Genomic DNA, 15123 nt, shown 5'->3' with positions numbered 1-15123 from the left:
GCTCACATAACATTTACAATTGTAACATAAAATTTTAGTGTGTCAAGCATTATTTTATCTGATCTGCAAGAACTTTTGTGGCCTCTGCTAATGCATCCTGAATACCAGCTGGGTTCTTACCGCCTGCCTGAGCCATGTTAGGACGACCGCCGCCGCCTCCACCTACCTTAGGTGCGATTGCTTTGACAAGGTTTCCAGCGTGGGCACCCTTTGCAAGTGCTCCATCTGTTGCCATAACGATAAGATTAACCTTACCATCAGCTTCAGAAATGAGAACTACAACACCCTCACCAATCTTAGCTTTCATCTGATCGCCAAGATCACGAAGGCCATTCATATCTACGCCCTTAACAGATGTAGCAAGTACCTTAACACCGTTAACTTCCTGAACCTGATTCATTACATCGCCAAGAGCTGCCTGAGCTTCTTTGCTCTTAAGGGATTCGTTCTCGCTCTTAAGTGCTTTGAGCTCATCCTGAAGCTTCTTGATGTGATCAGCTAAATCAGCTGGAGTTGTCTTAAGTGCCTTAGCAGCATCGTTAAGCTTTCCTTCAACGTTCTTGAAGTACTCTCTTGCATTGCTGCCTGTAAGAGCTTCGATACGACGAACACCTGCAGCTACACCACTCTCAGATACGATCTTGAAGAGTCCGATGTGGCTTGTATTTGCAACATGAGTACCACCGCAAAGCTCGATTGAGTAGTCACCCATATTTACAACTCTTACAGTATCGCCATACTTCTCACCAAAGAGAGCCATAGCGCCTGTCTTCTTAGCTTCTTCGATAGACATTTCCTTAGTAACAACAGGAAGTGCCTCTAAGATCTTGGCGTTAACAATATCTTCAACCTTCTGAAGTTCCTCAGCTGTCATAGCCTGATGATGTGAGAAGTCAAATCTTGTCTTGTCAGGATCCTGGTATGAACCAGCCTGCTCAACGTGATCTCCAAGAACTTCCTGAAGTGCCTTCTGAAGAAGGTGAGTTGCTGAGTGGTTACGGCAAGTCTTGGCTCTGTTCTCAGCATCAACCTTAAGTGATACTGCATCAGAAGCCTTGAAGCTTCCCTTTACAACCTTACCAACATGAGCTGTTCTGCCGCCAGCAACATGAATAGTCTCAAGAACATCAAACTCAGATCCGTTCTGTCCAAGGATCTTACCAATATCTCCAACCTGGCCACCCATTGTGCCATAGAAAGTAGTCTTATCTGTAATGATAGTACCCTGCTGACCTTCTGAAAGCTCATCTGTAAGAGCATCAGCACCTGCCATAGCAACTACCTTACCATCACATTCAAGTGCATCATAGCCAAGGAACTCAGACTGAACTGACTCATCAAGGCCATCGAATACGCCTGCTCCAGTTGTGAGATTAGCAGAGAAATTCTGATTATCTCTAGCTTTCTGCTTCTGCTCTTCCATAGCTGCCTTGAAGCCTTCATCATCAACTGTGAGTCCTTCTTCTTCAGCAAGCTCTACTGTAAGCTCAACCGGGAATCCATATGTATCATAAAGGAAGAATGCATCCTTTCCTTCAATTTCTTTCTTACCTGCAGCTGAAGTCTTATCAAGGATCTTCTTGAATTCCTTCATACCGTTCTCAAGAGTTGACTCAAAACGATTGATCTCTCTCTCAAGCTCTGTAAGAACAAACTTGCGGTTCTTTGCAAGATTCTCATAACTCTCAGCATACTCATCAATATAGATTGTTGCTACGCCAAGGATCTGATCCTTGTTAAGGCCAAGAGTTCTGGCATGTCTAACAGCGCGGCGGATAAGTCTTCTAAGAATATAGCCAGCTCCTGTATTAGAAGGAAGTAACTTAGCCTCATCACCGATCAGCATAACTGAAGTACGTGTGTGGTCAGCAAGAATTCTCATTGATCTTGTAGTCTTCTCATCTGAGTCATACTTGATACCGCTTTCTTTCTCAATATATGCTATAACAGGTGCGTGAAGATCGATCTTATAAACATCATCTACGCCGTTAAGGAAAGCAAGGATACGCTCAAGACCCCAACCTGTATCAACGTTCTTCTGAGAAAGTGGTGTAAGAGAACCATCATGATGCTTCTCATACTGCATGAATACGTCATTACCGATCTCAGTATACTTACCGCAGTGACATCCAGGTCCGCAATTTGGTCCGCAATCTGGAATATCTTTTACATAGAACATCTCACTGTCAGGTCCGCATGGGCCATATTCAAGTCCCCACCAGTTATCCTCTGCTGGAAGGTAGAAGATATTCTCTGGCTTGAAGCCTGACTCGATACGATATTTAGCACCCTCTTCATCTCTTGGTGCATTCTCATCGCCAGCAAATACAGTTGCTGCAAGGTGATCTGCATCAAATCCAAAAAGCTGTGTAAGAAGTTCGAAACTCCACTGGCAACGCTCTTTTTTGAAGTAATCGCCAAGTGACCAGCTTCCCAGCATCTCAAAGAATGTTCCGTGGCTCTTATCACCTACAGAATCAATATCATTTGTACGAACGCATCCCTGAACGTTGCAAAGACGTGTTCCCTTTGGATGCTTCTTACCAAGAAGATATGGCATAAGTGGCTGCATACCTGCTACGTTGAACATAACACCTGTTGATCCATCGGATACAAGTGAAACAGCGCCGCAGTCAACGTGTCCGCGATCTATATAGAACTGCTTCCAAGCCTTACGCAGCTCGCTAGCTGTAAATTGTTTCATAATAAATCCTCCAAATAATCTATATCACTTAGAAAGTGAACTTGTCAGCGAAGTAAGCATCGAGTTCATCGATAGCGATTCTCTCCTGCTCCATGCTGTCTCTAAATCTAACTGTTACCTTGCCGTCTGTTTCTGAATCAAAGTCATATGTGATGCAGAAAGGAGTTCCGATCTCATCCTGACGACGATATCTCTTACCAATGTTTCCACGATCATCAAATTCACAGTTGTATTTCTTTGAAAGCTGAGCGTAAATCTTCTCTGCGCCTTCGTTGAGCTTCTTTGAAAGTGGAAGGATGCCGATCTTAACAGGTGCAAGTGCTGGATGGAAACGAAGTACTGTACGCATATCAGGATTCTCTTCTGTTCCAAGGTTCTCCTCGTCATAAGCCTCGCAAAGGAATGCAAGAGTTACACGGTCAGCACCAAGTGATGGCTCAACAACGTAAGGAATGTACTTTTCCTTAGTCTCATCATCAAAGTAATCCATAGCCTGTCCAGATGTCTCCTGGTGTCTTGTAAGATCGTAATCTGTTCTAGAAGCAATGCCCCAAAGTTCTCCCCAATCTGTGAATGGGAATGCATATTCAATATCTGTTGTATGATCACTGTAGAATGAAAGCTCTTCTGGATCATGGTCACGAAGTCTTAAGTTCTCTTTCTTGATACCAAGTGAAAGAAGCCACTCATAGCATGTCTTTCTCCAGTACTCAAACCACTCTGTCTGTGTTCCTGGCTTGCAGAAGAACTCAAGCTCCATCTGCTCGAACTCTCTTGTACGGAATGTGAAGTTACCAGGTGTAATCTCGTTACGGAAACTCTTACCAATCTGGCAGATACCAAATGGAACCTTCTTACGAGATGTACGCTGAACGTTCTTGAAGTTTACGAAGATACCCTGAGCTGTCTCTGGACGAAGGTAAACTGTATCCTTAGCATCCTCTGTTACGCCCTGGAATGTCTTGAACATCAGGTTGAACTCTCTGATGCTTGTGAAATCGTGCTTGCCGCATGATGGGCATGGAACGTTGTGCTCTTTGATGAAGTTCTCCATCTCCTCGTGAGACCATCCATCAACTGATGTCTCAAGAGTGATGCCGTTCTCAGCTGCAAAATCTTCAATGATCTTGTCTGCTCTGAATCTCTCATGGCACTCCTTACAATCCATAAGAGGATCTGAGAAGCCTCCTAAATGTCCTGACGCGATCCATGTCTGAGGGTTCATAAGAATAGCACAGTCAACACCAACATTGTATGGGTTCTCCTGTACAAACTTCTGCCACCAAGCCTTTTTAACATTATTCTTGAATTCAACACCCAAATTACCGTAGTCCCAAGTATTGGCAAGTCCACCATAGATTTCTGAACCAGGATATACAAATCCTCTCGCCTTAGCCAGAGCTACAATTTTTTCCATAGATTTTGCGTTCGCTTCCATAATCCTCCGTCCCACCTGCTGTCTATCCACAGATGAATTTCAAATATTTTTTTATTTTGAAAGAAGCAGCTGAATCACTTCAGAAGTAGCATCTGATGTGATCGCTTCCTTTTTTCCATTGAGTTTGACACCATTTGTATAATAATCAATCTTGTATGGTGTGATAAATACTGATCTGTCTTCAGTAATAATGATAGATCTAGAGAGATAATCTGAAAGTCCCTCTGATGATAAAACCTGTCCCTCAGAATTCATAAGCTCTGTAGAGATCTCATATCCTCTATCTATAGCATCCTGAACAGTTCCAAAATAAAGAGCTGTATCATTAAAACTTGCGTAGTCATTGGTACCGTTGAATTTGAGTACCATCTTTACAGTTTTTTCATCTTTTAACATTTCTACTGATTCTACAGCGATCCTCTCGCTAAGACATTCAGAATTGTAAGCTGAAACCTCAGATGAAGCTAATTCAGAAAGTTCATCGAGATTATAAAGACTCTGATCAAACTCTTCTATAATAGTGTTAGTAACAGCGCCATTTTTGTCTATTTCAACTGATGTGACTAAAGACTTTTCCTTGCCACAACCGGCAAGCATAAAAGTCATCACTATCAAAGCGCCTAAAAAATAATACTTTTTTAAATAAATACTTTGCATAACATCCACCCTTTAAACAAACAAAGTAATTATATCCAAATCGTTTTTCTTTTTCAATACTATTAAAAAGCCTCTAGCATTTCGAGACTTTTTAATGGTCTATCGATAAATCTGTTCCTGTAAATATCAGCTACTTTGCAAAGCTGATCAAGTACCTCTTTAGTAACATTAAAGGAATATAGCTTTTCAAGGGGTGTTCTCACAATATAATCAATGGCATACCTGGTTGAATCCATAAGTTCCATATTCTCAGGCACTCCAGGATATTCCCCTTCTATCTGAAGAGCTTTGATCTCATAGATACACTTAACAAGCTTGTTTGGAATATTCTCATTTAAAAGAGCTTTAAGCGAGATATATAAAAGATTAAGAAGTTCCGTATCTTCTACATTTTCTCTTGTATAATATGAAGCAAGCTCAAGGAAAAAGGTGCCATAGCAGGCACCTTCCAGATCTTGTCTAAATCCTTCAAAATAATTTTCTATGTCCGCTTCTACTATCGTGTATGAGTTCTTACCAGCAAACAGCTTGAAGGTTCCAAAGCAAAAAGGTTCTACTGAGCCTGAAAGCTTGGCTGCAGGTTTCCTTGCGCCTCTTGCAAATGCTGTGATCTTCCCTCTGTCTGCTGTAAATATAGTAGCCACCCAGTCATAGTCCCCTGTACAGGAATGCTTGATAACCATGCCTCGAACAGTAACAAAATCTTCCATAAATGACCCTTATTTCTTAAAACTGTTTACATCATATCCAAAACTCTTAAGCTGAGCCTTGTCATCTCTCCAGTCTTTTCTGACCTTTACCCACAGCTGAAGATTAACCTGGCATCCAAGAAGCTCCTCTATATCAGTTCTTGCTGCAGAACCGATCTTTTTGAGCATCGCTCCGCCCTTTCCGATAACAATGCCCTTATGGGAATCCTTCTCACAGATTATAGTTGCGTTGATATCCATGATGCCGTCTGGATCATACGAGCCATCCTTTGGTGGATGATAGTGACGCTTTTTCTTTTCACGCATTCTCATGGTCTCTATAGTAACAGCAATTCCATGAGGTACCTCATCCTGAAGGAGTCTAAGAGCCTTCTCTCTGATGATCTCAGCTGTGATCTGTCTTTCAGGCTGATCAGTAATTGTATCTTCATCATAGAATGGTGGTCCAAAAGGAAGGAATTCCTTAATGGCATCCATGACGCTTTCAATGTTCTTGCCCTTAAGGGCTGCCACATGAACGATCTTGTCAAAATCCATTTCCTTTTTGTAGGCATCTTCAAACTTTGAAAGATCATCCTCTGACACAGTATCAATCTTGTTGATAACAAGAATTACCGGCTTCTTACACTTTTTTAAGTCTTCAATTATAGACTTCTCGATCTCGCCAATATATGTACTAGGTTCCACCAGCAAAAGAACTACATCCACCTCGTCAATGGTGCTCTTTGCCGCTTTACTCATGTAATCCCCAAGCTTATTCTTGGTATCGTTGATACCAGGAGTATCGAGGAATATCATCTGGCACTCATCATCAGTATAAACAGTCATGATCCTGTTTCTAGTGGTCTGAGGTTTGTTAGAAGTAATTGCGATCTTCTGACCTATCAGATGATTCATAAGCGTAGACTTACCTACGTTTGGGCGACCTATAAAAGTTACAAAACCAGTTTTAAAATTATTTTCCATTCTTACCTTTTCTCTTTTAGCTTTGAACTAACTGCTCAACAGCTCCGAATAATTCTTTACTCTCCTCAATCTTGTCTGCTGTTCCAATTACGCAAACGCAGTTATCTTCCATAAATGCATCTACATAATCAGCAAGACCTCTGATAGTCTCCTTGGTTGTTCCAAGAAGCTGATCTCTGTTCTTTTGGATGTTCTCCATCTTGGCCCTGCAAAGATAAGCAGTAAGACCGTAAGAGCCCTTTCCAGAAGGAGTCTTTGGTGTATCAAGATCTGAAATAGCACCGATAATATACTGAAGGATGACTCTGTCATCTGCATCAAAATTCCTAAGATAATCAGATGCCTTCTCAAATACATCAATACTGTTCTTAAGATTAGGATCTCTATACGTAACAAAGGCAGCATCACCATTCTTGGCATAGCTACTCATGCATCCATATGCGCCGCCAAGGACTCTTATATTCCTCCAAAGGTAATCATAGCCCATCATTACCTTTAAAACTCTAAGAGCTCCAGTATACTTAAGTCCCTTATTTGCATAGTTACCAGCTCTGCAGACATACTGAACCTGTCCCGCAGTCACAAAAGCCTCGTTTTTCTTAACAGGAGTCATTTTGAACTGGCCCTTGTCATAGCTATCTGTGAAAAGAGCTTTAGCAAAGAGCTCACTTTCCTTAGGAACTCCCTGAAACTCTTTTTCTGTACCAGTAATATCCACAAGGAGATTCTCTGGTCTAAAGATGCTCTTGCAAAGTCTCTTTAAGTTGTCAACGATAGCAGCTGCACCCTCATCAGTTCCAATGATGCTGATCATGTGCTCAAGCTGTCTAAAATATCCGATTCCACTTACACTGTCTGAAACAGAAGCTGCTGGTGACACATAAGACATTGCTCTGAGTGCTGCTGTCTGATGTCCTGCTGATGCAAGGTCTGACTGGAGTCTTGCATACTGCTCATCAAATATCTCTTTTATTCTCTTAACATCATCAAAGTTACTTGATGTTATGATCTCTTTTACCAGTCTGAACGCATCGCTTAAGTTCTCATGAAGAACCTTCACGCTGATCTCAAATGTAGTCTCAAACTTGGTAACATCTGCAGAATCTGTGTAAGTGCTGATAGAACCGCTAATGCCACCTGTCTTGATGTTGATCTCATTATAAAGATCTCTGTAGGAATAATGCTCTGTATCCAACATTCCAAGAAGCTTTTTGAGAGTTGCCATGTATGGAAGCTCAGAAGCATCTATGTTCTTGATATCGAAAACAAAAGTAAGATAAGCAATTCCATTTGTGAAGATATCGTGGAAAAGGATTTTTACTCCATTTTCATTTCTCTCTTCATAAACGAATTTCTCAGCTTCCTTCTTTAAGTCTTCAAGTTTTAAAAGCGGAATCTTTCTAAGGTTCTCAGGATCATCAGGTTCCTCCTGGTATTCCCTAAGTTCCTTTGTTTCTTTTACGATCTTTTCAATCTCTTCTTTTGAAAGAGAATCTCTGTAAGCCTTTAATTTTTTTCTTAATTCTTCGTCCTTTTTCTCTGTAAGTCCCTGTTCAGGCTCCAGTAAAAGAACTGTTCTATGCGTATTATCAAGAAGATACTCAGTAATGATATTCTCAAAATATCCGGTATCAACTTCTTTTTTGAGCTCAGCAAAAGTATCATTGGCCTCGATATGGATCCATGGAAGCATATCGTCATAGAGCCAGCTGTCCAAAACCTGAAGGCCGTACAAAAGTCCCTTTGGGAATCTTCCGAAATCAGCCTCTCTATATTTAAACTCGTCATAGCTAAGGCCTGCCAAAAGAGACTTTCTATCGATTCCGTTCTTTACCTGATCTTCTAATACTTCTCTGATAGTCTTAACGAATTCATCCTTTTGAGAAGCATCTGCATTCTTGGCAACAATAGAAAAGATAGGCTGCTTGATGCCATTGTCATACTCACTATATACGTCCTGTCCGATTCCCTTATCGATAAGAGCCTTCTTGACAGGTGCTCCCGGAGCAGAACAAAGTGCATAGTTAAGCGTTCCAAGGGCGATATATATCTTTTTCTCAAGAGTTGATCCTACGCTGCAGTTATATGAAAGATATGTATTCTTTTCTAGACTGTCTGCAGGAAGTACAGGATAAGCCTTATGAATCTCTTTTGGCTCAGAGAACTTCTCCTGGCTCTTAATCTCAGAGTCAACTTCAAGGTGATCGAACTTTGAGAGATACTCTTTGTCCATGTAATCAAGCTTTTCAGCCATATCCATATCACCATAGAGATAAATATAGCTGTTTGAAGGATGATAATACTTTCTGTGGAAATCAAGATAATCCTCATATGTAAGTTCAGGAATAACGTCAGGATCTCCACCAGACTCAATTCCATAAGTGATATCAGGATAAAGAGAATTCTGGATCTCTCTGGATAAAACATCATCTGCTGTAGAAAACGCACCCTTCATCTCGTTATAAACAACACCATTGATGGTAAGATCTGAAGATTCGTCTTCCATCTCATAGTGCCAACCTTCCTGCTTGAAAATCTTGTCAGTCTTGTAGATATTGGGATAAAATACTGCATCAAGATAAACGTGCATCAGATTCTGAAAATCAGTATCGTTACAGCTTGCAACAGGATATACCGTCTTGTCAGGGTATGTCATTGCATTTAAAAAGGTATTAAGGCTTCCCTTAACAAGCTCTACAAAAGGATCCTTAAGAGGAAAATCCTTGGAACCACAAAGAACAGTGTGCTCAATTATATGAGCTACACCAGTTGAATCCTTAGGTGGTGTCCTAAATCCGATATAAAACACTTTATTGTCATCATCGTTTGATAAAAGAGCTAATCTAGCTCCGGTTTTCTTATGTCTAACTATATAGCTGTCTGAATTAAGATCCTCGATTCTTCTTTTCTCCAAGATCTCATATGCGGACAAATCCTCTAATCTCATTTAAAAAGTTTACCTTTCATTTTTTATATATCAAAATCGTCACCTGGCTCAAATGGAACATCAAAGTCATCCTTAGGTTCGACTTTCTTTTCAATTTCTTTTTCTTTGCGCTTGTCTTTTCTATCAAGAGAGATAGTACCTTCAAACTTAGGCATTCTAGCAGTCATAGCGCCATCTCTTGGCACCATATCCACAAGCGTATCCTGAGGAACCACCATTCCTTCAGGCACATATCTAGGTTCTTCCACAGCTGCAACCTCCGGAGCACTCTCAGGTGCAGGTGTAGTTTCAGATTCTTTTATTTCTTCTTTCATAACAGGTTTACGTACTTCTTCTATCTCTTCATTCTCTGCAACTTCGGACTCGTAGACTCCATCGTCCTCAGAATGTGTTGTGATAAGACAAGCAAGGCAGGAAAGCATAAATCCAAAATAGATAGTAACAACTATCTGAGAGTTCATTCTCGTGGCACCCATAAATGGGATCGTCACATAGATAAGTAGCATTGAAAAAAGCCATGGAGATACAGCATCTATCTTTTTGCTCTTTAAAAATCCTATGCCGATTCCAGACATAGCTATAACAGTAACAAGATAAATGATCTTGTAGTTGGTATAAATGAGGAAAAAGCTAAAGGTATTAAGGTTATGAAAATAATAAGTTGCCCATTTTACCAATGTTGCATAGGCATTCATCACTCCAGCTTCCTGAACTATCATTCCGCCAAAGGTAAGAACGGCGCCAAGTATCAGCACTAAAAACTTAAGCAGATCTCTTTTAAAGTCCCTTCCAGCAAGGAAAAGGATTGCAAAAAGAAATGGCATGACTGCAATAAGAGTTCCCGCATCCACATAGCACATGTATCCCACAAGAACACCTACCAGGATAAAGCTTATTGTTCCAAAAACGCTGTCAAGTTTTCCTTTATAGGTTCCTCTAAGAACCAGTGAAACTATGAAAAGCTCAAAGCCAAACATAGCAAGGAAAAGATTAACTGTGCTAAGTTCTGGAACATATACCTGATCAAGGAAAATAGGCATAAAGCCTGCAAAGAGCTCAAATACGATAGACGCAGCAAAGCCAAGAAATTTGTATACAGCAAGTCCTGCAAATATCATGAATAAAACAAAGAGTACTGCGTCAAATACAAGAGCTACAAATACATCATTTCCAGTAAATAGTAATATGCACTTAAGTATTGCTGAATAGACAATAGATAATAGATCAAACTCTGGTGTGATGTTCTCTGAACCAATGGCTGCGTTTTCATACAAAGACATCTTTCCCCCGACTTCAAAAACGCCAGTTGAAAGTACATATACTCTGTAAGCAAAGGCAGCAATAACAGTCAAAGAACCAGAAATCCCATAGATAACTCTGGCAGTCTTAGTCCTAGCCATAGCATCAGTCCCTACAACATCACAAATCTTCCATAACAGGAAGGTTACGATGCTCATGACAGTAATTCCAAGAACTGTCAAAAGAACTGTATATAAAAGCTTGTCCTTAGACGGAAAAAGCCCTAAAAAGAAGCTAGAACTTGCTACCATTACCACATCAAAAATAATAAATAATACCCAGATGCAATACGCTGGCCATTTTCGTTTTAGTTTCATTTTCAGGACTCCCCTCGTCTCTTATTATTATGTTTAGATTAGTTCTCGTCTGGCTCTTCCCAGTTGTGATACACAGCCTGTACGTCATCATCCTCATCAAGAAGATCAAGAATTCTCTGGATGTACTTAACTGTATCTGGATCAGTTACAGAAACATAATTCTGAGGGATCATTGTAACCTCAGCAGAAACTGTTTCAACGTTTTCCTTTGTAAGAGCCTCAACTACAGGCTGGAAATTCTCTGGAGCTGTGAGGATCTCATAGCTGTCATCCTCTTCGTTAAAATCATCAGCACCTGCATCAAGAACGAGCATCATAAGGTCATCAGATGAAACCTTGCACTCTTCCTTGTCGATGATGATCTGTCCCCTCTTGTCGAACATATATGATACGCATCCAGGAGTACCAACGTTACCATTTCCCTTTGTGAATGCGCTCTTTACATTTGAAGCTGTTCTGTTCTGATTATCTGTAAGTGCCTCTACGATGATAGCTGTTCCACCAGGGCCATATCCTTCGTATGTGATGTTCTTGTAGTCTACAGCGCCATCAGCACCTGAAGCCTTCTTGATACCACGCTCGATAGTATCGTTAGGCATGTTATTTGCCTTAGCCTTAGCAATTACCTGTGCAAGCTTGAAGTTGTTTGCTGGGTCTGGACCACCTTCCTTAACTGCAACGGCGATTTCTCTACCGATAATTGTAAAAATCTTGCCCTTTGCTGCATCATTTTTTTCTTTCTTGTGTTTGATGTTTGCAAACTTTGAATGTCCTGACATAAAAACTTCCTTTCACTTTACTTTAAATCTATTTTGCTATTTCTAATTCTTTTTCCTCAGTAGTCACAGTATCTTCAGGGAGTTTTGATACCAAAACACTCTGTATCATATGATTCTGCACAGAAAGAATTTTGAAACTATAGCCATGTTCATCTACGGCGAAATCCTCGTCGTCTTCAGGTATCCTATCAAGCTTGGAGATAAGATATCCATTAAGTGTCTCAAACTCTGAGTCATCAAAAGAAATATCGAATTTCTTTTCAAGTACCTCTAATGGTGTCATTCCTGAGGCCGTGTACTCATCCTGATTCCTTGTAGGCTTGATATAATCCTCATCCTCATCATATTCATCAAGAATGCTGCCTACGATCTCTTCCAGTATATCTTCCATAGAAACAAGTCCTGCTGTCTGACCATACTCATCAATGATAATGACCATCTGAGTCTTGGTAAGCTGCATGCTATGGAACAGAGAATCTATCTTTCTGGTCTCTGGGACAAACTTAGGCTGACGAAGTAATCCCTTTATCTTACGTATAGGTAGATTCTCATCAGTCTCTTCAGATAACTTCTTCATTGCATCTCTGATATGCATGATCCCAATAATATGATCAATGTCATCCAGATAAACAGGGAAACGGCTGTTATTGGTTTCCATCATGAAATTAACAGCCTCTTTTAGAGTCATGTTGGCATCAATAGCCACCATAGTATTTCTGTTTGTCATGATGTCCTGAGCTTCCTTGTCAGAAAACTCGAAAATATTTGTGATCATGTCCGCTTCAGATTCCTGAATAACGCCATGCTCCTGACCTTCTGTAACAGCCTTTTTGATCTCCTCTTCAGTAACATCTGAAAAAGAATCCTTGTCTCTTACACCTGAAATGTAAAGAAACAACTTAGCCAGCCCATCGATAAGAACTGCTTCTATACTGCTGAACTTACCATTTAATAGCTTAATGGTCTTTTGAGCCTGAGCTTTATTTTCATCAGAATCTTTTTTGTCCTGATCTATTTCCTTTTTGTAATTGATAGCCTTGCAAAACGCATGACCAATTATATCGATCAAAAGAATCGCAAGAACAATGATCAAAATAATGACAGAAGGCAAGCCTTCGTCCATAGTCGTTCCTCCTATTGAAACACAAAATGTACCCAAAATATCAAATTAAACTATACCACATTATATTAGACTCCGACAAGAGCGTCTATTTCAGCCTTTACCTTGCTGTCATAAATTCCATCCTTGGCCTTTTCTGAGTCTGACAGTTTCTCATATGGTACCAGCATATTGTGCTTCCTAAGAGTATTATCCCTCTTTTCAGCATATGTCCAATGGTTGATGTAGTGGAATCTGCTCCATCTAATGTGCTCGATCCTAAGTGCATCCTCATCATCTTCATCCATTATGCCGTCTTCTTTGAGTCTTTTCTCGATCCAGTAGTGATCTGCTCTTGCGATACTGGAACTCTTTTTAAATCCATCAAGTTTCTTCCACTCAGCCTCAATTTCTGCTTCGTAGTCATCAGGAGCTTCTCTTTCTGAATATCTAAGACTGTAATCATAATTAAAGAGCTTACCAAGTCTATAAAGCTTCTCACTCTTAACATTATCCTCAGTAAGGATATCCTTCATATCGCCAAAGATAAGGATCTTCTCTGAGTCATAGATATCTTCATAGCTGATCTCATCTGTTGAATAACAATGGATCTCAGCCTCCGGATTAACATAGAGAACCTTCTGAATAAGCTCGATCTGTTTGTCAGTATCTGTATAGATGACTCTGTTCATCTTGGCCAGAACATCCATGTCTTTGTCCCAATATTCATCATGGATAACAATTCGGTCACCATTCTCTGTAGGAAGATTCTTTAGGAAGTTAGCCTTTGAACCTTCGCATCCCCAGATATGATATTCGAAGTTCTGCTCTGTACTGTAGATGTTGTTGAGATAGCCATATTTAAATACAGCCTCTCCCACATCGCCATAGCCGATGATAGCTATAAAATAAGTATCCTTGCCATGCTCATAGAGATTGTTCTTTTTCCAGTAATCCCTAGCCATCATGTCATTTACATTGAAGAAATGAAGATCAGCCTCTGAAGTGTCAGCCGCTTTTAATAGTGTAGAATCAAGACTATTCATCATCATATAAACATACTGATCCTTGAGTCTTGACTCATTTCTACTATAGAAACTGATGCTCTCTGTATCGTCAGATAACATAACAATGTGATTCTTAACCTTCTGTGGCCTGTCAGTTTCTCTGACAACATAGCCATGTTTCAAAGTCTTGGCAAGATTTTCTCCAAGCTCATTGTCAGAGTAGACTACTGTCGCATCCTTAGAGAATCTGGAAAAGAAATACTCAAGCTTGACAAAGGCATATCTTATAACACTTAAGATAATTCCTGCAGTGACGATAACTGATGTGATCTCACCAAAAAGAATATACGGATTAACTACATCAGAAACCGGATTTACAAAATATATAGCAATAGCAGCATAAACTACTTCCCAAAAAGTAAACTCTCCTGTTATTGCATAACCATAGCAAGCAACTGCATAAGGTATAAGTGCTGCCACATATGTTAGCCATGGACATTTTTCCAGGATCTTTTTTATCATCTTCATATTTTTTCCCCTTTATAAAAGCCTATATATCAGATTATCACAAAAAACCATCAGTCTTCAAGGTATCGTCTCAATGTTCTACTACCATTCACAGTTTTAGAGCAGCCGCAAGCTAGCCCTCTGGGGCCGCGCCCTGCCTCTGCCTAGTCCAGCCCCGTGGGGACGCCAGCCTGAAGTTTATTATTTGTGAGTCTCTGAGGATTTTTCTATGTTCATGAGCGTTATATTTCTTGCTTTAAATTCTGTTTTTGAAACACTGTCTGAGTCTTTGATGCCATTTTTTCTGTAAAGTTTTGTTTTGCCCTCATCAAGAAAACGAAACTTTTCTATATGCTCATGCAGCTTTTGTTTTAATACGCATGCTCTTGCTACATACTTGCAGGGCGGAATTTATAATAAGTGGTCATAGGAGCTACGCTCCAATAACAGGAAAAGAGGTGATCTCGCAAGCTAGCTTGCAGAGTCACCTCTTATTCCTGTTTACAAAGCCCGCCGAAAGCGGGCGTGACCACTTATATAAATTCTTACCGCCCTGCTTCAAACAACGCAAACCGCATGCGTTTCAAAAGCTGCTTATGAGCATAAGAAAATGGCGTTTTCTTGAAAATCGTTCAAATCCAAAACTTTACAGCTAAAAATGTGCCTCAAAGACGAGTTTGTTTCAAAGAATTT

The 15123-nt window shown here is 40.2% G+C and carries 10 protein-coding genes; all 10 read right to left on the bottom strand.

Features of this window, described 5'->3' with window-relative positions:
- Positions 1 to 49: 49 nt before the first annotated feature.
- Complete coding sequence (gene alaS, locus bhn_RS06260) at positions 50 to 2704, bottom strand: alanine--tRNA ligase (RefSeq protein WP_071175889.1); 2655 nt, start codon at positions 2702 to 2704, stop codon at positions 50 to 52.
- 28 nt (positions 2705 to 2732) lie between these two features.
- Positions 2733 to 4142, bottom strand: a complete 1410-nt coding sequence (locus tag bhn_RS06255) for a glycine--tRNA ligase (protein ID WP_071175888.1) — start codon at positions 4140 to 4142, stop codon at positions 2733 to 2735.
- Positions 4143 to 4193: 51 nt separating this feature from the next.
- Entirely contained in the window at positions 4194 to 4799 is a 606-nt protein-coding gene (locus bhn_RS06250) for a hypothetical protein (protein ID WP_071175887.1), read from the bottom strand.
- Positions 4800 to 4861: 62 nt separating this feature from the next.
- Complete coding sequence (recO, locus tag bhn_RS06245) at positions 4862 to 5509, bottom strand: DNA repair protein RecO (RefSeq protein WP_071175886.1); 648 nt, start codon at positions 5507 to 5509, stop codon at positions 4862 to 4864.
- Between the two features lie 9 nt (positions 5510 to 5518).
- Positions 5519 to 6475 carry a GTPase Era gene (era, locus tag bhn_RS06240; RefSeq protein WP_071175885.1) on the bottom strand — a complete coding sequence of 319 codons (957 nt, stop codon included), beginning with the start codon at positions 6473 to 6475 and terminating at the stop codon, positions 5519 to 5521.
- 16 nt (positions 6476 to 6491) lie between these two features.
- The gene (locus bhn_RS06235) at positions 6492 to 9422 is read right to left on the bottom strand and encodes an insulinase family protein (protein WP_071175884.1); all 2931 of its coding nucleotides are present in this window, start codon (positions 9420 to 9422) and stop codon (positions 6492 to 6494) included.
- Between the two features lie 23 nt (positions 9423 to 9445).
- Entirely contained in the window at positions 9446 to 11038 is a 1593-nt protein-coding gene (locus tag bhn_RS06230; RefSeq protein ID WP_071175883.1) for a hypothetical protein, read from the bottom strand.
- 38 nt (positions 11039 to 11076) lie between these two features.
- Complete coding sequence (locus bhn_RS06225) at positions 11077 to 11817, bottom strand: YebC/PmpR family DNA-binding transcriptional regulator (protein WP_071175882.1); 741 nt, start codon at positions 11815 to 11817, stop codon at positions 11077 to 11079.
- Positions 11818 to 11845: 28 nt separating this feature from the next.
- Positions 11846 to 12940, bottom strand: a complete 1095-nt coding sequence (locus tag bhn_RS06220) for a hemolysin family protein (RefSeq protein WP_083385784.1) — start codon at positions 12938 to 12940, stop codon at positions 11846 to 11848.
- Positions 12941 to 13005: 65 nt separating this feature from the next.
- A complete protein-coding gene (locus tag bhn_RS06215; RefSeq protein ID WP_071175881.1) occupies positions 13006 to 14451 on the bottom strand; it encodes a RyR domain-containing protein in 1446 nt (481 codons plus the stop codon).
- Between the last annotated feature and the right edge of the window lie 672 nt (positions 14452 to 15123).

Origin of the sequence: Butyrivibrio hungatei (genome assembly GCF_001858005.1) — a bacterium.
In the GTDB taxonomy this organism is placed as follows: domain Bacteria; phylum Bacillota; class Clostridia; order Lachnospirales; family Lachnospiraceae; genus Butyrivibrio; species Butyrivibrio hungatei.
This window is presented reverse-complemented; position numbering and strand designations above follow the sequence as displayed.